Source organism: Bacillus kalamii (assembly GCF_047238185.1).
GTDB lineage: Bacteria > Bacillota > Bacilli > Bacillales > DSM-1321 > Bacillus_AD.
In genome coordinates, this window is record NZ_JBDFMI010000006.1 from 16,224 (window position 1) to 33,693 (window position 17,470).

The 17,470-nt window shown below is 41.8% G+C and carries 17 protein-coding genes; 1 reads left to right on the forward strand and 16 read right to left on the reverse strand.

The window, feature by feature from the left end; genetic code table 11:
* Positions 1 to 53: 53 nt before the first annotated feature.
* The 10 genes from ABC357_RS17940 to ABC357_RS17985 form a co-directional block, all read right to left on the reverse strand.
* Entirely contained in the window at positions 54 to 1,730 is a 1,677-nt protein-coding gene (locus tag ABC357_RS17940) for an amidohydrolase (RefSeq protein WP_412888970.1), read from the reverse strand.
* Between the two features lie 30 nt (positions 1,731 to 1,760).
* Complete coding sequence (locus ABC357_RS17945) at positions 1,761 to 3,383, reverse strand: MFS transporter (RefSeq protein ID WP_412888971.1); 1,623 nt, start codon at positions 3,381 to 3,383, stop codon at positions 1,761 to 1,763.
* A 97-nt stretch (positions 3,384 to 3,480) separates the two neighbouring features.
* Entirely contained in the window at positions 3,481 to 5,424 is a 1,944-nt protein-coding gene (locus ABC357_RS17950) for a BglG family transcription antiterminator (RefSeq protein ID WP_412888972.1), read from the reverse strand.
* Positions 5,425 to 5,530: 106 nt separating this feature from the next.
* On the reverse strand, positions 5,531 to 5,791 hold the full coding sequence (locus ABC357_RS17955; protein ID WP_412888973.1) for an HPr family phosphocarrier protein: 261 nt from the start codon (positions 5,789 to 5,791) through the stop codon (positions 5,531 to 5,533).
* Positions 5,792 to 5,819: 28 nt separating this feature from the next.
* Positions 5,820 to 6,764: a DNA-binding protein WhiA gene (gene whiA, locus ABC357_RS17960; RefSeq protein WP_412888974.1), complete on the reverse strand. Its 945-nt coding sequence runs from the start codon at positions 6,762 to 6,764 to the stop codon at positions 5,820 to 5,822.
* A gap of 76 nt (positions 6,765 to 6,840) precedes the next feature.
* Positions 6,841 to 7,827, reverse strand: coding sequence for a gluconeogenesis factor YvcK family protein (locus ABC357_RS17965; protein ID WP_412888975.1), 987 nt, complete (start codon positions 7,825 to 7,827; stop codon positions 6,841 to 6,843).
* The gene (gene rapZ, locus ABC357_RS17970; RefSeq protein ID WP_412888976.1) at positions 7,824 to 8,720 is read right to left on the reverse strand and encodes an RNase adapter RapZ; all 897 of its coding nucleotides are present in this window, start codon (positions 8,718 to 8,720) and stop codon (positions 7,824 to 7,826) included. Before rapZ ends, ABC357_RS17965 begins: the two co-directional genes overlap by 4 nt.
* Before the next feature lie 53 nt (positions 8,721 to 8,773).
* The gene (locus ABC357_RS17975) at positions 8,774 to 9,232 is read right to left on the reverse strand and encodes an NUDIX hydrolase (RefSeq protein WP_412888977.1); all 459 of its coding nucleotides are present in this window, start codon (positions 9,230 to 9,232) and stop codon (positions 8,774 to 8,776) included.
* A 443-nt stretch (positions 9,233 to 9,675) separates the two neighbouring features.
* Positions 9,676 to 10,623 (reverse strand): thioredoxin-disulfide reductase, encoded by a 948-nt coding sequence (gene trxB, locus ABC357_RS17980; protein ID WP_412888978.1) that lies wholly within the window; start codon positions 10,621 to 10,623, stop codon positions 9,676 to 9,678.
* A gap of 117 nt (positions 10,624 to 10,740) precedes the next feature.
* On the reverse strand, positions 10,741 to 12,234 hold the full coding sequence (locus ABC357_RS17985) for a tetratricopeptide repeat protein (protein WP_412888979.1): 1,494 nt from the start codon (positions 12,232 to 12,234) through the stop codon (positions 10,741 to 10,743).
* 276 nt (positions 12,235 to 12,510) lie between these two features.
* Between ABC357_RS17985 and ABC357_RS17990 the strand changes: the two genes are divergently transcribed.
* Positions 12,511 to 12,723: a helix-turn-helix transcriptional regulator gene (locus ABC357_RS17990; protein WP_412888980.1), complete on the forward strand. Its 213-nt coding sequence runs from the start codon at positions 12,511 to 12,513 to the stop codon at positions 12,721 to 12,723.
* Between the two features lie 105 nt (positions 12,724 to 12,828).
* On the opposite strand, the gene hisIE is transcribed toward ABC357_RS17990, so the two are convergent.
* The 6 genes from hisIE to hisD are packed head-to-tail and all read right to left on the reverse strand — an operon-like array spanning position 12,829 to position 17,463.
* On the reverse strand, positions 12,829 to 13,461 hold the full coding sequence (gene hisIE, locus ABC357_RS17995; protein WP_412888981.1) for a bifunctional phosphoribosyl-AMP cyclohydrolase/phosphoribosyl-ATP diphosphatase HisIE: 633 nt from the start codon (positions 13,459 to 13,461) through the stop codon (positions 12,829 to 12,831).
* The gene (hisF, locus tag ABC357_RS18000) at positions 13,458 to 14,216 is read right to left on the reverse strand and encodes an imidazole glycerol phosphate synthase subunit HisF (RefSeq protein WP_412888982.1); all 759 of its coding nucleotides are present in this window, start codon (positions 14,214 to 14,216) and stop codon (positions 13,458 to 13,460) included. The genes hisIE and hisF overlap by 4 nt, the downstream gene beginning before the upstream one ends.
* Positions 14,213 to 14,956 carry a 1-(5-phosphoribosyl)-5-[(5-phosphoribosylamino)methylideneamino]imidazole-4-carboxamide isomerase gene (hisA, locus tag ABC357_RS18005; RefSeq protein WP_412888983.1) on the reverse strand — a complete coding sequence of 248 codons (744 nt, stop codon included), beginning with the start codon at positions 14,954 to 14,956 and terminating at the stop codon, positions 14,213 to 14,215. The genes hisF and hisA overlap by 4 nt, the downstream gene beginning before the upstream one ends.
* Positions 14,953 to 15,588, reverse strand: coding sequence for an imidazole glycerol phosphate synthase subunit HisH (gene hisH, locus ABC357_RS18010; RefSeq protein WP_412888984.1), 636 nt, complete (start codon positions 15,586 to 15,588; stop codon positions 14,953 to 14,955). The genes hisA and hisH overlap by 4 nt, the downstream gene beginning before the upstream one ends.
* Positions 15,589 to 16,176: an imidazoleglycerol-phosphate dehydratase HisB gene (hisB, locus tag ABC357_RS18015; RefSeq protein WP_412890066.1), complete on the reverse strand. Its 588-nt coding sequence runs from the start codon at positions 16,174 to 16,176 to the stop codon at positions 15,589 to 15,591. It lies immediately after the preceding gene.
* Between the two features lie 21 nt (positions 16,177 to 16,197).
* Positions 16,198 to 17,463, reverse strand: coding sequence for a histidinol dehydrogenase (hisD, locus tag ABC357_RS18020; RefSeq protein ID WP_412888985.1), 1,266 nt, complete (start codon positions 17,461 to 17,463; stop codon positions 16,198 to 16,200).
* Positions 17,464 to 17,470: the final 7 nt, after the last annotated feature.

The following is a 17,470-nucleotide window of genomic DNA, read 5'->3' on the forward strand; positions in this document are numbered from 1 at the left end:
GTGAAAACGGCTTCACTCAGGAAAACAGCCTTTTTTCATTATGTTTACAGGTTTCAGGAAAAAGGAACTTCTTTACCATCCATCACTAAATGTTTTACGGGTTGCTTCAATAAATCTGCATCACCATTCATGAAATCGTTGTCAAACACAACAAAGGATGCTCTCTTATTTGGCTCAAGGCTGCCAAATTGGTCCTCATTTCTATTTTGCTTTGCCGCTTCTATCGTGATAGCCTTTAAGCCAGATTGAACATCAATACATTGCGACGGATCATCATTAATCAAATGATCATTTATATCGCGGCGTGTCACAGCTTTATAGACTTCATATAATGGCGTTGTAGGATTATTCATTGCATCGCTGTGAAAGGATAAATGGAAATGCTCACTGTCATCCAGTACGTCCTTTAAGCGCAAAAACTCTTTTGTAAGAAACTTATCGGGATACAAACCTGCTTCCTTCCATTTATTCCAGACATCCATATAGCGTGGAAGAGCAGAAATTTGCAAATGTAAATCGCTTTCTTTTACAAACTGGAAGAATTCATCATCTTCAAAAGCAAAGTGCTGAATGGATGCAATATAATCTTCACGTGGATAAAGCTCCAATAGTTCTTTGATTTTTTTAGCAAAGGTTATTTGAGATTCATCCCCCTGGGAGTGTACATAGAAATCATACCCGTTTTCCCAGTATCTCTTAACGTCATTCACAAAAGTGTCGATATCATGGTTGAGAAATTTATAATTCCAATCATCGCTGTAACCATTTGTCAACGGTTCTGAAAGCTTTATTTGATGGTCAATGACCGCGCCGTCAAAAAAGAATTTCAGAGCCTTCATGAATTTGAAATTTTCATGATCATATTTTTTCAATAGACTTTGGATTTCTTCAAATGTTTTATCAGCATCATTTTCATTTCTAATTAAAGAATTTTGGAAGTTAATCAAGAATGAAACATGCACCGGATATTCATTTGTCGCAAGCTTAGTGTAAAAATCCAGTTCAGGATATAAACCTGCAGACGCTCCTCCCATATATTCGGATACAGCAATGACACCATGGATTTTAGCGTTTTCTAAAAATTTCTTCCGTCCTTCCTCAAGCACCTCTGGTGTATTTACTTGTTGATAGAAGCTTCCCATAAACGGCATATAGGCAGCTTCCGTGAACACCCCATTATAATCCCCATCTTCATTTAACCCGCAGCCATACGTATTTTTATCCCTTTGATCAAAACCGAATTTTTTCATCCCAACTGTATTGAAGATGGCGCCATGTCCTGTACTATGCAATAAGACAACAGGGGCATCAGGCATCATTTCATCCAATTCTTTGCGGGTGATCTCTCCATGATATTGCTTATTATAGCCGTAAAATATATAGTTCTCCCGGCCGCCTTCCGCGAATGACTCCTTCAATCGCTTCATCATTTCATCATGGGAAAGGCATGCTGGATAATGGCCATATTTCCCAAAGTCCCACTTTTTAAAATCAATCAACGGCCCCGCCCCAAAAACAATACTGGAAAAAATGCCGTGGCAATGTGGTTCAACAAACCCCGGATATATATATTGCTCACTGTATGAGTAATCAACCTCCCCTTCATATTTTGTCAATAACTCATCAAAGTCCCCAACTTCCACAACCTTTCCCTCATTCATTACCAAACCAGTTCCTGTCGTAAAATCAGCATCGACCGTATATATTTTTTTTGCTTTCACTATTTTCATATGAACCCCTCCTATATTGTTGTGATTATTTTAAGACAACTTATCAGGAACATTTTTTGTGCCGAATAAGAATAATAGTGTTAAAATCCCCATTACATATAACGCCATTTTAGTAGAGTTCTTTCTGGCATTCGCATTCATATCTGTTAGCTGATTCAATTCTGTTTTATTCTTCACAATCGGATTCATCATTTGTTTAAAATTAGAATCACTCACAAAACTGAATGAACTTTGCTGCGTTAAATGCGACTTAGTCGCAGCTGACAAGGAAGATTGATCGTTGACTTGAGAATGCATGGCACTTGACATGGAAAACAGCATCACCATACCAAGAATAGCCACACCGATTGCCTGTCCAACGTTTCTTGAAGTGGCCTGAATGCCTCCAGATTGCTGGGCATCACGGCTATTGACTGCATCGGCAACGATATTGGAGTTTTGAGATGAAACCAATCCTTGTCCTGTTCCGAAGATGAATAATCCAATATACATCAAGACTGAGACTCCATCATTCTTTAATGACATTGCCATTGGTATAACAGCAATACCTGCTAATAATATGCCTAATCGCATCACTTTTTTAGGAGAAGCTTTCGGGAAATATTTAGGCATACCCATTGAAAATAAAAACATTGGCAATCCCATTGCAATCATCGCAACACCCGTTTTTAATGCATTGAATCCCCCAACAATTTGTAAATACGGATTGACTACCATAACGGCGCCGCCAAGACATAAGAACAACATAGCTGATCCATACAAACCATTTCTTACCTGTGGTGTTGATAAAAATGACCGAGGAATTAGTGCACAGCCATTTTTCTCTTCAATCTTCCGCTCTACAGGCACTAAAATAATTAATATGACTAAACCCAAAATGGCCATCGGTAAAGCTGGTGAAATGCCAAAAATAGTAATCGGTGCATTTATCGGGCTAATCAATCCCCATGTTGAAATTTTGGATATCCCTATTAATAGTAAGAATAACCCTATTGCCGCAATAATCGTTCCTACATAATCCATTTTTAATTTACTTGTTGCCTTTTCGACTTTTGGTACCAGCAATGATCCAGCCAAAACGATAGCGAAGTAAATAGCCAGGCATCCAAACGCTACTCTCCAGCCTGCAGTGTCGATCAGTAGTCCAGCAACTATAGGCCCCATGGCAGAAGCTATTCCTGTCGCGGCACCAATGGCGCCAAATGCTAACGCTCTATCTTTTCCTTTATAGATGCCCGCTATTAATCCCAATACAGAAGGAATCATTAGGCTGGCTCCAATGCCGACGAATAATCGCCCTCCCCATGTAAACATAAGGATGGAAGGTGAAAGTGATAACGCTAACTCGCCAAGCATACATAAAGTTGCTCCTATTTGAAAATTTCGTTTCCATCCAATAATGATTCCTAGCATTCCTCCCACAACCATGAAACAGCCAGCGCATAATGAATACACCATATTTGCCAACTGTATGTCATTCATTGAAGCATTTAATGTTTTAATCAATGATGCTGTTGCTACACCTAAAATGGCATTATCACCTGATGTCCCAATTTGGGCCATCATCAACACAATCAATGCACCCCATAAAAAATGTGCCTTCACACCCGTTTCTTCTTGCTTTAAAATTACCGCACTATTTATTTGTTCCATTCTTAACTCCTCCTTCCATAAAGAAGTATAATCCTGAAACATAAGAAAAACGGGACGAAAATTACCGTTGTTGCGGTAATTTTCGTCCCGTTTTTGTTCAATTTTTATACATATTTATTATAGATCGATGGATACTCTCTTTATCTTGAATCAAATAACCCTCATTCAAGAATAAATTTCTTAACGCATCATTTATTTGGGCGTCCGTTCGCAGTTCACCCAATAGTTGAATGAAATGTCCAAATTCATTGCAGAACTTTTCATAATGTCTATCTGTCTCCGTAGATGCAATAAAAAAGACAGCAAATTTAATTTTAAGCTCCTCTAAATAAACGGAGTTCTTAAACTCGACAATATCGACTCTCGTTTTTAAAACACAGGATTGTTCTCCAATAATTAAGAGAATTCTTTCGCCAACCAAATATCGATTTTTCTCTAAAACCTTAATAGCCGTTTTTTTGAAATTTTCCGTGATAGCACCGACTGATTCCAAAGTATGGCTATACCGTTCAACCACTTCCTCTACTGTATTCAATTTTACTGTTAATGCTGAATAATAACAGTTTTGCCGAAGCAGTGAAAACGGATTTTTATTCTTTTGCACTTCCATCATATAGAGATATATTTTCATTAAATCTTCTTTTTCAAGATAGGGAGAGACGACCAACATTCTCTCTTCATATTGCGGCAAATATGTAAAGGCGATAATAAAGTCAAATGGCTCTTCTATATGAGACAAATCTGAATCTCTTATCACATCAATAATCCTAATATTATTAAAATTCTTTTCAATCTTCTTTTGAATATACAAACTTTGGTTATAACTAAATGAAGAAACAACCAATACACGCTGTTGGCGATCTTCACTGTCTTCCAAACGGTTTAATCCTTCATAAACTGCTGCAATATAATAGGTAAAATGGGCAATTTCCATTTCATTGAATTGGTAAACACTGAATAATTCATCATACAGCATGATATCCGACAAAATGGAATGGATGAACCAAAATCTCCTTCTTACTTCATAGCATTCCGGATTGTAAATTTGAAAACCATTCTTCGTTCTGTTTATTGATGTCAGCATTTGGGCTTTTAGTCCAAATAGTACCTCTTTATCATCCTCCACACAAAGGCCAATGCGTGTATTCAGCAAATATAATAATCGGTCAACCAATAGATTAGCCTGCTTATCTTCTATCATTTGCTTAGGTTCCCTAAGAGAAAAATATTTGGTTCCCGACTTAGTTAGTTCTGAAAATGTATACAATTCGAGTATTGATAAGTTAACACTAAAAATAGAATCGATTCTCTCTTTAAATTTATAAAAATAAGGATGTAATTCTTCCTCAGCACTCAACGAATCCTCTACTGGATGCCCTAATTTCAATCTCCTGATCATTGTGTATATATACATGGTTGTTTGTTTTATAGCATTTTCAGTTAATCTAATATGTAGATTTCTTTCAAGCAATATAATTTCATCTTCAATCAATTCCTTGTATTCTCCGAGAAAATCAGAAACAAAATGATCATTCATCGCTTCGGTTGCCAATTCATAAAAATAATACTCAATGAAGAAACGAATATCCGTTTCTTTTCCAATTATGCTGATGAATTTGCCCATACTCATTTGTAGTCGATATAACTTTAATCTAGATCTAATTATTTTTAAATCAAGTTGAATGGTTTTTTTAGAAACATACAGTTTATCAGCTATAGATTGAACTGAATATTTTTTCGGATCCAATAGAAGCATATTGATGATCCGATAAAATCGTTCAAAATGAAGGGTGCCTTCTGCCACTAATTGATGCAAGACTTTATCCCGCTCTTTATCAGGATCTATGAAGGCAACTCCTTTCCCTGGAACTCTTTCGATATGGCATGCCGTCATTTGCGCCAACCAGTAATCGATATCCTTTAAATCCGATCTGACTGTTTTTTCAGAACACTCCAGGTGAAAGGTAATTTCATTAATGGGAGTATATGTGCCTATTCGATGAATCAAAAATTCTAAAAGTTGCTTTTTCCTGTTGTTCATCTCTTTGGGAATCCTCCATCCGTTCAGCTTATAGGGTGGGATACTGGCCATAAAAAAAGCCGTAGCACGATTTCAAAAAGAAATGTGCTACAAACTATCAGAATAATTATAACGTTGCTTTTCCAACAAACTCACTTAAATAGTCAACGGCACGCTCTTCATCCTTGCCATCAGCGATTATTTTAATGACCGTTCCTGTACCGATCGCCAGGCTCATCAGACCCATAATGCTTTTAGCATTAACTTTCTTTCCATCCTTTTCAAGGAAAACGTCACTTGAAAATTGTGTAGCTTCCTGAACAAAAATAGCCGCAGGCCGCGCTTGCAAACCTGTTTTAAGCTGTACCTCCACTTGCTTTTCTAACATTTCTCTTCTCTCTCCCTTTGACTATCGTTTAATGGATGGACCCACCAGCGCGGAGTTTAGCCGCAATCTCATCAATTTTACGCAAACGATGATTAATCCCTGATTTACTGACTGTCCCCCCGGATACCATCTCTCCTAATTCTTTTAGAGTAACATCTTGATAAGCGACTCTCAACTCTGCAATCTCTCTCAATTTATCCGGCAAAACCGATAAACCGACCGTCTCTTCGATAAATTGGATATTCTCTACTTGCCTTAATGACGCGCCAATCGTTTTATTCAGATTGGCTGTTTCACAGTTCACAAGACGATTGACAGAATTCCGCATATCCCGCAATATACGTACATCCTCGAATCTCATTATGGCATTATTTGCACCCACAATGGCCAGAAATTCAGAAATTTTCTCTGCTTCCTTTAAATACGTAATAAAGCCTTTTTTTCTTTCGAGCGTCTTTGCCTTCAGATCAAATTGATTCATCAACTCGCAGAGGGCATCATTATGCTCCTTGTATTGCGAAAAAATTTCAAGATGGTAGGATGAGGTTTCCGGATTATTCACAGATCCTCCTGCCAGGAAAGCACCCCGCAAATAGGAGCGTTTACAGCATTTCTTCTTCACTAGTTCCGGAGAGATATCATGGATAATCGTAAAACCTTCACCTAGTATCTTCAAATCCATCAGAATTTCCTGCGCTCTTTCAGAAAACCGGACAATATAAATGTTATTCTTTTTCAATTTCATCTTTTTACGGACAAGCAATTCAACATTCAAGTCGTAATTCTTTTTAAGCAGGGTGTAAATTCTCCTGGCTATTGCCGCATTTTCTGTCTGGACGTCTATCACCAGATTGCGGTTGGAGAAGGATAATGAGCCATTCATCCGGATTAAGGCAGACAGTTCTACTTTCGAACAGCAGTCTTTCAGCTCTAATGTTGTTAATTCTTTTTTTGTTTCAGAAGCAAATGACACATTCTCACCCCCTGTCTATTACATACGCATTCTATAAGGTAGGAAATGATACGGTATGATTAGCTTCCTTTAGTATTTACGAACCGAATGCAGACTTGGTTTCGTCCATTAACATCCGATACAGGATATTAGCTACCTTTTTTGTATCATGGCGTATATATTCATCTTCAAATGTCATAATTTGTTCCTGGACCACCTCTAGTCCCAACTCCAGTAATCTTGCTACATCAAAGTGGACTGGCTGTGCCAGCTCTTCTTTATAGCGAAGCTTCATTTGGGGAGGCACCTCTTCATTGTTAACCAAAATCGTGTCAATAAAAGCGCAGTCCAAATGTTCATAAATGGCCTTGACATGATCGCTTGCCGAAAAATTGGATGTTTCTCCTGCCTGGGTCATCAGATTACAGATGTACACTTTTTTTGCCTTGGCATTGCATACTTCCAAACCAAGCTTCGGAACAAGCAAATTAGGCAAAATGCTCGTATATAAGCTTCCCGGCCCCATTACAATCATATCGGCCTGCCTAATGCTGGATATAGTCTCAGATAACGGTTTAACGTCCGGCGGCGTCAGGAATACCTTTTTAATCCGTTTGCCCGCTTTCGGGATGTTTGACTCACCGGAAATAATGGTTCCATCCTCCATCTCTGCATTTAAAACAACGTTTTGATTGGCAGCTGGAAGAATTTTTCCCCTCACATTCAGGAATTTGCTCATTTCACGTATTGCATGGACAAAATCGCCTGTAATGGATGTCATAGCCGCGATGATTAGATTGCCCAACGAATGGCCCGACAGCTCATTTTGCTGGCCAAACCGATGCTGGAACATTTCTTCCACTAAAGGTTCCACATCGGACATTGCTGCCAAAACATTGCGGATATCTCCGGGCGGCAATATGTGCAGTTCATCACGAAGCCTTCCCGAGCTTCCGCCATCATCGGCTACAGTCACAATAGCCGTGATATCAACAGGATATTGTTTAAGGCCCCGAAGCAGAACAGGAAGGCCCGTACCGCCCCCGATCACGACAATCTTTGGTTGTTCGGAATGGCCTATCATGATTGTTTGCCTTTTTTCTTATCCATGTCGCGATGCGTCACGACCGTATGATAATCATTTTTAAAGTGGTTGCCCAAATACTCGGCCAGTGCAACAGAACGGTGCTGTCCGCCTGTGCAGCCGATCGCAATGACTAATTGGGCTTTGCCTTCTCGTTTATAGTATGGAAGCATGAAGGCGAGAAGGTCTGTTACTTTTTCCAGGAATTGCGATGTTTCATTCCACTTAAGGACATAATTAGAAACGTCTTCATCAAGGCCTGTTTTTGGACGCATTTCTTCTATATAGTACGGATTTGGCAGAAAGCGCACATCAAAGACCGTATCCGCATCGATCGGCAATCCATGTTTAAAGCCGAATGACATTATATTGACTGAAAACTCAGGACGGTTATTGGTTGAGAATTCCTTCAGTATTTTCTCTCTTAACTCACGCGGTTTCATTTGGGAGGTATTATATATATTTTGTGCGCGCCCCTTGAGCTCCTGCAAGAAGGTGCGTTCAAGGTCTATCCCTTCTAACGGCAGCCCTGCATGTGCAAGAGGATGCGTTCTGCGCGTTTCCTTATAGCGTCTTACAAGAGCTGAATCGTCCGCTTCAAGGAACAGAATCTGCGGCTTCATCCAGCTCGTATTGTTCATTTCATCCAGCGCCTTCGTTAAATCATCAAAGAATTCACGCCCTCGCAAATCCATCACCAAGGCAACCTTATTCATTTTGTTTCCGGATTCCTTCATCAGCTCCATAAATTTAGGAAGCAGTGTCGGCGGCAAATTATCAACACAGAAGTAGCCTAAATCCTCAAAGCTTTGGACAGCCACCGTTTTGCCGGCTCCCGACATTCCTGTAATGATAACTAAATTTGCATCCTTGTTCAGTTGTTCATTGCTCAATTCGTATAGCCCCCATTTCAATACGTTCATAAAATCAGATTACTTTCAGGCAATCAGTTTGGATCAAGACGGTAGGACAGCAATTTAAAATCAGGCGTATAGGTGAATGTACCATATATTAGCCCTTTTCCGTGAATCATATAATCGAGTATATGATAATCCCCTTCTGCCATCGGAAGATCTTTAATTGAGTCAGCGTCTTTCCAGGCAAGCTTCCCTTCATCGCTCTCATCAAGCGGCTGCCCATCAAATTGATCTGCCATAAAGGTAAACATCATCCATTCAGATTGAACTTGATCATTTTCTTTCATAATAAATGTAAAAATCCCTTTTAAAGTTGGATTTTTGATATATATACCTGTTTCTTCTCTAAATTCGCGGATGCAGGAGTCTTTGACTGATTCACCGGGTTCCATTTTCCCGCCCGGCGCCACCCACCAGCCACGTCTCGGCTTTTGCAGGAGGAGTACCTGGCCATCCTTGTTCAATAAGCAGTTGGTCACTCGTTGCATTCTATTTCACCTCGCAGTGTATACACAGCGGCATTCGATTTCATGACAGCATGCTTCTTTGCATGTGCCGGCAAAAGAAAGAGCCGGCATCCTCCAACCGCTGGGAAAACTCGCCAGTGGCGGATTTCATTCTCTTTCGTTCTTTATATAATATGTTACTTTTCACTTCAGTAATCGCATTCAATCCATTATACTATTTCTCCATCTATTTCGGAAGGTTGGCAGATGGAAGATGCAATTGGAAGGTTACTTGAAAAAGCCGGGATAAAAAGGATGAAAAGAATCCCCTCATCCCATTGCACAAAAAAAGACACAGGATAAACCTGTGCCCATGTACCATTTATTCTAAAAGGGGGTCAATTCTTACTAATCATACCCCATTGATGTTTCACGATTGTTACAGCAGAATTAAATGGGAATTACACATATTTCCTATGGATGGATTATGCTTTTTGTAAAGTCTCTATTAATTCTTCTACATAATGCTGGGCATTTTGGGCGGCAATGCTTCCATCACCTGTTGCTGTAACGATTTGGCGAAGTGTTTTTTCACGGATATCGCCAGCTGCGAATACGCCAGCCACACTCGTTTCCATTCCTTCATTCGTTACAATGTAGCCATTATCGTTCGTGATGCCAAGGGATTGGAAAGGACCCGTCAATGGCTGCATACCGATATAGATGAACACGCCGTCCGTCTTCAATTCCTGTTCTTCTCCAGTTACCGTTGAAACAAGAGTGACACTTCCGACTTTGCCATCTTTTTCGTTGATTTCTTTAATTGTATGGTTCCAGATGAAATCCACTTTTTCATTAGCGAATGCCCGGTCTTGAAGAATTTTTTGGGCTCTAAGTGCATCTCTTCTATGGACGATTGTCACTTTAGAAGCAAAACGTGTTAAGTATACGCCTTCCTCAACAGCTGAATCGCCGCCTCCGATGACCACCAATTCCTTATTCTTAAAGAATGCCCCATCGCAAACTGCACAATAGGAAACGCCGCGGCCGCCAAGTTCTTTTTCACCTGGCACCCCGATTTTTTTGTATTGCGCACCGGCAGTTATAATGACAGCTCTCGCTTTATATTGCTTGCTGCCGCAATCAATTTCTTTATATTCCTTATGGTCAGTGATGTCTTTTACATCCCCATATGCATATTCAGCGCCAAATTTCTTGGCATGGTCAAACATTTTAGTTGAAAGCTCTGGTCCAAGGATACTTTCATAGCCCGGGTAGTTCTCAACTTCTTCCGTGTTGGCCATTTGGCCGCCCGGCACTCCTCTTTCTATCATTAAAGTCGAAAGATTGGCACGCGATGTATAAACTGCTGCTGTCATGCCGGCAGGACCTGCTCCGATAATGGCAACATCATAGATTTTTTCTTCAGACATGCTTGTCACTCCTCTATTGTGTACTTCATTCATAGTATTTCTTTACTATACGATTTATCAATAGTATTTCCTACCTTTTATCGTATATAACAGAGGATTTCCAGTCCATTTATCTGCTCAATGAAGGATATTGTTCACATTCTTTACATATTTCTGCAAGGTGGACGATGAAATCTCATATTTTTCCGCAATTGACTTCTTTGAAACAGGTTCATTTCGGATATCATTCCACACGTAGTCCACAGCTGCAGCCCATGCGGTCGGATTGATCAATTTGACGTTTTGTTCAACCGCGGCAACATAAACAGAAAACCATAAAACATACAGGCTTATTTCATCTGAAGAAATCGGCTGATAATGTTTATAAAGCTCCTCGGCCGTTCCATCCAAAAAGGCGCTTTCTGATTGTGCAACCGTCTTTGTGACAATGGCCTGCAAATAATCGTTCTCAAGTTGGCAAAACCCATTTCCTTCAATATCGCTATGATTCTCTAAATTGTCTTTCTGCATGCATTGCTTGTATAGGAATAGACCCAATAATCGTTCTTCCATATACTCACTTTGGATTTTTTTCAAAATCCATGCCAATTGATGCTCATAGCCTTCTATATTGGAGACGATTTCTCCCCATGGCTCCAACCCTTCCTTCGATGGGTTGAACTCGATCACTTTCTTCCATGCTTTACGGGCGGAGTATTCATTGCCTAATTGATACGAACAGACCGCCACCCAATAATAGAATGTTTCATCGCCATCAAATCCAATTTTCTGCAACTGCTTCAGCCACATATAAGCGGAATCATACCGTCCGATCAAAGCGAATGTTGCTCCCAGCTTATACTGCTGCTCAGGCAGGATCGGCCGTATTTTCAGAAGTGATTGGACTAGCTCTTCCACATGGTCATATTGTTTTTCATAATGGTGGAAGACAGCCAGATTGCATAGCGCATGCAGATTTCCATTATTCTTTTCAAGGACATCGTATAATGTCGCAAATGCCTCGCTTGTTTTACCGAGATAAAATTGAGCCAAAGCTAAATTATTATACGCAAACCAAAAATCGGGGTGATGGGCGATCGTTTCGTTCAACACTTCGATCGCTTTTTCAAATTCGCCAGCTTCCAGATACTCCCTTGCTTTTTCCTGTTCATTGATCAATGTATCCTGTTCAAACAAGCTCTCTTCCGTCTCATTGTCCTCAAGGGTAATTAAATCAAGCAAATCCTCGGCGTCTTCGGCAAAATCGCCCTCATAATCATTCCGAAGATATTCCTTGGCATATTTATAGGCTTCCTTGAACATGCCGAGATGGGCATAATTATTCGCAAGAAAGTAATAACACTCTGACATATATGGGTCCAACTTGGAAACAATATTTTCTAAGATCACATTGGACGCATGGTAATCAGCCAGATCCGTACAGACAATCGCCAATTGGCATGCAATCATCGGTTCCAACGGTTCCAGCTCCAATGCTCTTTCCAAGTACTTTTTAGCTTTATATAAATCACGTTGATGATACGCTTTTAAACCTTTATTAAAATAGTATTCTCCGGTCGGGTTAAAAGACAAAACTTTCGCTTTTTGTCTTAGTTTAGAGTCTTTACTCATGAAATCCTCCAGTAATAATTGATTAACCCTCGTATTATACCATATTTTTACGGTAATTTATAGATTAGCATACCGCCTACGAATAATTGGCATCCCTTCAGCCTGTTCTCCTATACATAAAGCGTCATAACTTTCCCATGATAAAATCCGTAATGTATGCATACCATTACATTTTGTATAGTCTTAGTTACTTTTTGTAAAGTCACTTTTACATTTTATGGGATATTCGTTATGATTAATAGAAGGAAAAAATTTACTGAGAGGGAGCTAAGGAGAGTGGTCACAAACAAAATTAAACACTTTCGCGTACTAAGAGATTTAACCCAGGAACAATTAGCATCGGCTGTACAGATCACACGCCAATCCTTAATTGCGATCGAAAAGAACAAATATAATCCTAGCCTTGAATTAGCTTTAAAATTCTGTTATTTTTTCGGATGCAAAGTGGAGGACTTATTCGAATTAATAAAGGATGAAGAAATGAATTGACTCAAAAGGGACTCTCGATTTCGTTTTATATTATTGTGCGCACCAAAAGAACGGGGCTCCCTCCGGTTTCCCCGTTCCATATAAGCCTATAAAAACCACTTTCTATCATTCTCTGTGTCTTTCCTTCAATACAGCAAGTACATCGCTCAGTGGCAGTTTTTGTTCTCTAAGCAACACAAGAAGATGATATAGCAGATCGGCGCTTTCCCATTTTAATTCTTCATGGTCGCGATTTTTGGCAGCAATGATGACTTCTGCCGACTCTTCTCCAACCTTCTTAAGAATTTTATCGACACCTTCTGTGAATAAGTAAGTTGTATACGATTTTTCTGGTCGCTGCTCATCTCTTTGGGCGATCAACTTTTCCAATTCATAAAGGAACGCCGCATCTTGGAATGCTTCCCCACTTTCACGCTTTCCTTCAAAGAAAACATCATTGAAACAAGATACGGCCCCCTTATGGCATGCCGGCCCTTTCGGTTCCACCTTGATGACAAGTGCATCCTGATCGCAATCATAGGCTATCGAGACAATTTTCTGCGTGTTGCCGCTTGTTTCCCCTTTATGCCAGAGCTTTTGTCTTGAACGGCTGTAGAACCAGGTTTCCCCGCTCTCCATCGACTTACCAAGCGATTCCTCGTTCATATAGGCAAGTGTCAGCACTTCCTTTGTATCGGCATCTTGGACAATAGCCGGTATCAACCCTGCTTCATCAAATTTCAATTGAATTTTATTCACCTAACATGCACTCCTTCCTGCTGCAAATATGATTTAACTTCTTTGACCGATGTTTCTTTATAATGAAAAATACTTGCCGCAAGAGCTGCATCCGCTTTTCCCTCAGCAAATACAGGTTTAAAATCCTTCACCGATCCCGCACCGCCGGACGCGATTACAGGAATAGGAACTGTAGAGGAAACAGCTGCTGTTAAAGCAAGGTCGAAGCCCGATTTTTCTCCGTCCCGATCCATGCTTGTCAATAAAATTTCTCCCGCACCAAGTTCAGCAGCTCTTTTCGCCCACTCCACCGCATCCAAATCAGTTTCTTCCCTTCCGCCGCGGGTATAAACCTTCCACCGTCTTTCGCCTGGTGAATAGGCTGCATCAATCGCAACGACGATGCATTGCGACCCTAAATAGCTGCTGCCTTCCTTTATAAGCTCTGGCCGTTTCACAGCTGCCGAATTCAATGAAATTTTATCGGCGCCTGCCCGCAAGATACGCTTCATATCGGAAAGTGTGTTGATGCCTCCGCCGACTGTAAATGGAATGGCCAATCGTGCAGCTACTTGACGTACAACTTGGATCATGGTCGAACGGCCTTCATGAGTGGCCGAAATATCAAGGAATACTAATTCATCCGCTCCTTCTGCATCATAAAAAGCAGCCAGTTCTACAGGATCGCCGGCATCCCGCAACGATACAAACTGAACGCCTTTCACCACGCGGCCATCCTTCACATCAAGGCAAGGTATAATCCTCTTTGTAATCATTCTGCATCTCTCCTTACGGAATCCAACGCTTCCTTCACCGTAAAGCGGCCGCTGTAAATCGCCTTTCCGACAATGCTGCCTGCTACTCCAGCTTCCGTTAACCCGGCAAGCCTCTCTAAATCTTTAAGTGCGCTGATTCCTCCGGATGCGATGACGGATGCGCCAGTCTCTTCCGCAAGCTCCTTTGTAGCCGCTATATTAGGGCCTGCAAGTGTCCCATCTGTTGCAATATCTGTAAAGATAAACGTATCCGCCCCTTCATCCGCAAGCTTCTTGCCCAACTCAACTGCAGAGACAGAGGAGGTCTTTAACCAGCCATGAGTGGCCGCTTGTCCATCTTTGGCATCAATCCCGATAACAATCCTGCCTGGATAGCGCTTAAGCATCTCTTTGGCGAAGGAAGGATTGGATACGGCTACACTTCCGAGAATGACACGGGATACTCCATTTTCAAGATAAAAGGCTATATCAGCTTCTGTTCTGATCCCGCCGCCAACCTGCACGGATAAGGGAAGCTTTTGAGCCACTTCGATTACAAGTTTATGGTTAACCGCATTCCCTTTCTTTGCCCCATCCAAATCGACCATATGGATCCACTTGGCTCCTTGCTCGCTAAAACTGCTTGCCATATCCAGTGGAGAGCTGCTGTATACCGTTTCTTGCCCATAATCCCCCTTATAGAGCCTCACACAATTTCCGCCCCGCAAATCAATGGCTGGATAGACCGTAAACTCATTCATACATTCACCATCCCTTCTACAAGCTGGATATAGTTGCCCAACAATTGCATGCCAAGTCCGCTGCTCTTTTCCGGATGGAACTGCATGCCGTATATATTGCCGCTCCCGACAAGAGCCGGAACACTTACTCCATATTCTGCCGCTGCAATCACCGTTTCATCGCTCGCCCCTGTAACGTAATAGGAATGAACGAAATAAGCGAACCCTTGCTCACATCCATCTAAAATAGGGGACGGATGCCTAAAGATGAGATTATTCCAGCCCATATGCGGCACCTTATAGGGCGATCCTTGTTGATCGATGCCTGAAAATCGTTGCACCTTCCCCTTTAGGATCGATAGGCCCTTGCTCCAGCCATTCTCTTCACTTTCCTCAAACAGAAGCTGCATGCCAAGGCAGATGCCTAAAAGCGGCCTGCCGCTCTCTGCGTATTGCTGCAGGAATACAGCTATCCCTGTATCCTCAAGCAAGTGCATCGCATCCTTGAAGGAACCGACCCCCGGAAGAATCAACCCGTCCGCTTTGTCTAGCTCCTCTGCGTCATCCGTTATCAAATAGTCTACTCCAAGCCGTTCAAGCGCCTTTGAGACAGAGAACAGATTGCCCATTCCATAATCAACGATGGCGATCATTTATAACATTCCTTTCGAGGACGGAACGCCTTTGATTCTTGGATCAATGGTTGTTGCCTCGTCGAGTGCACGGGCAAACGCCTTAAAGATTGCTTCGATAATATGATGCGTATTTTGGCCGTAATGAACGATCACATGCAGATTCATCCTCGCTTCAAGGGCCAGCTTCCACAAAAATTCATGGACCAATTCCGTATCGAAGGAGCCCACTCTTTGCGATGGCCATGAACCTCGGAATTCAAGGTGGGGCCGATTGCTTAAATCAATAACCACTTGAGCGAGAGCATCATCCATCGGCACAAATGCATGGCCGTATCGCTTTATCCCTTTTTTATCGCCCAGCCCCTGAAGGATGGCCTGGCCAAGGCAGATGCCGATGTCTTCCGTTGTATGATGGTCATCAATTTCAATATCCCCGATTGCACGGATATCTAAATCGAACTGACCATGCTTGGCGAACAGCTCCAGCATATGGTTCATAAAGGGGACGCCTGTTTTTAAATGGGAATGGCCTTCGCCATCGATTTTCACTTGAAGCTCGATATCTGTTTCATTTGTCTTCCGGCTAATTTTTCCTTCTCTTGCCATCATTCTTTCCCCTTTCATCATTCACTGTTTTCTGCTTTCTATTGCCCGCGCATGCGCCTCGAGGCCCTCCGCCCGTGCAAACTTGGCGATTTTCCCTGCATTCTTACGGAAATCCGTTTCACTGTACATAATAATGCTCGATTTCTTTTGAAAATCCTCCACATTTAACGGACTGGAAAAACGGGCGGTACCGTTTGTGGGGAGGACATGGTTCGGGCCGGCAAAATAATCGCCCACCGGCTCTGAACTAAAGCGGCCAAGGAAAATCGCCCCGGCATGCCGTATTTTTCCCAAGAGGGACATCGGATCAGCAGTCACAATTTCAAGGTGTTCCGGCGCGATGTCATTGACAGCTTCGATACAATGCTCCATCGTTTCTGCGACAACGATCTTCCCATACTCCTTAATCGACTGGGACGCAATCTCTTTTCTCGGCAGCAAAGCCACCTGGCGCTCCACTTCTTGTTTTACTTGTTCAGCCAATACAGCCGAATCAGTCACAAGCACAGCACAAGCTCTCGTATCGTGCTCTGCCTGCGACAGCAAATCTGCCGCCACCTCTCCTGGGACGGCTGTTTCATCCGCAAGGACAACTATTTCACTCGGACCGGCAATCATATCGATATCAACATCTCCGAACACTTCACGTTTTGCTAAAGCAACAAATAGATTGCCTGGCCCTACGATTTTATCGACTGGTTTAATCGTTTCAGTTCCATAAGCAAGCGCAGCGACTGCCTGGGCTCCACCCACTTTATAAACTTCGGTTACACCCGCGATGGAGGCTGCCGCCAAAACTGCTGCCGGAATTTTCCCGTCTTTTCCGGGAGGGCTGACCATAACAATCCTTTTCACGCCAGCTACCTTGGCCGGCAATACATTCATGAAGACAGAAGACGGATAGGCCGCTGTTCCACCCGGTACATAGACACCAACAGAATCTAAAGGTGTGATTTTTTGCCCTAGCATAGAACCGCTGTTTTGAAAATCCAGCCAGGTATTTCTCATTTGCTTGCCGTGGAATTCCGAAATATTGTCTGCTGCTTCCTTCATAATGTCTAATAATTCTTGATCAAAAGAAGATAGAGCTTCTTCTATTTCTATTTGGCTCACAAGCAATGAATCCAAGTCAGCTCCATCAAATTGTTTGGTAAAATCAAAAATTGCTCGGTTTCCTTTTGCCTTTACCTGCCCGATGATCTGCCGAACTATTGTTCTCTGTTCTTCTGTTCCCGAATCAACGGTACGCTTTAACGATAACCCTGCTGTCCATTCTTGTATGTCCATGATGCAT

Bases quoted from the DNA above. Each gene is read 5' to 3' on its own strand.
- ABC357_RS17985 (WP_412888979.1), bottom strand. From the start codon at position 12,234: ATGAGTAAAGACTCTAAACTAAGACAAAAAGCGAAAGTTTTGTCTTTT.
- ABC357_RS17975 (WP_412888977.1), bottom strand. From the start codon at position 9,232: ATGCAACGAGTGACCAACTGCTTATTGAACAAGGATGGCCAGGTACTC.
- ABC357_RS17940 (WP_412888970.1), bottom strand. From the start codon at position 1,730: ATGAAAATAGTGAAAGCAAAAAAAATATATACGGTCGATGCTGATTTT.
- trxB (WP_412888978.1), bottom strand. From the start codon at position 10,623: ATGTCTGAAGAAAAAATCTATGATGTTGCCATTATCGGAGCAGGTCCT.
- ABC357_RS17945 (WP_412888971.1), bottom strand. From the start codon at position 3,383: ATGGAACAAATAAATAGTGCGGTAATTTTAAAGCAAGAAGAAACGGGT.
- hisF (WP_412888982.1), bottom strand. From the start codon at position 14,216: ATGATTACAAAGAGGATTATACCTTGCCTTGATGTGAAGGATGGCCGC.
- hisH (WP_412888984.1), bottom strand. From the start codon at position 15,588: ATGATCGCCATCGTTGATTATGGAATGGGCAATCTGTTCTCTGTCTCA.
- hisB (WP_412890066.1), bottom strand. From the start codon at position 16,176: ATGGCAAGAGAAGGAAAAATTAGCCGGAAGACAAATGAAACAGATATC.
- hisA (WP_412888983.1), bottom strand. From the start codon at position 14,956: ATGAATGAGTTTACGGTCTATCCAGCCATTGATTTGCGGGGCGGAAAT.
- ABC357_RS17955 (WP_412888973.1), bottom strand. From the start codon at position 5,791: ATGTTAGAAAAGCAAGTGGAGGTACAGCTTAAAACAGGTTTGCAAGCG.
- hisD (WP_412888985.1), bottom strand. From the start codon at position 17,463: ATGGACATACAAGAATGGACAGCAGGGTTATCGTTAAAGCGTACCGTT.
- ABC357_RS17965 (WP_412888975.1), bottom strand. From the start codon at position 7,827: ATGATAGGCCATTCCGAACAACCAAAGATTGTCGTGATCGGGGGCGGT.
- ABC357_RS17950 (WP_412888972.1), bottom strand. From the start codon at position 5,424: ATGAACAACAGGAAAAAGCAACTTTTAGAATTTTTGATTCATCGAATA.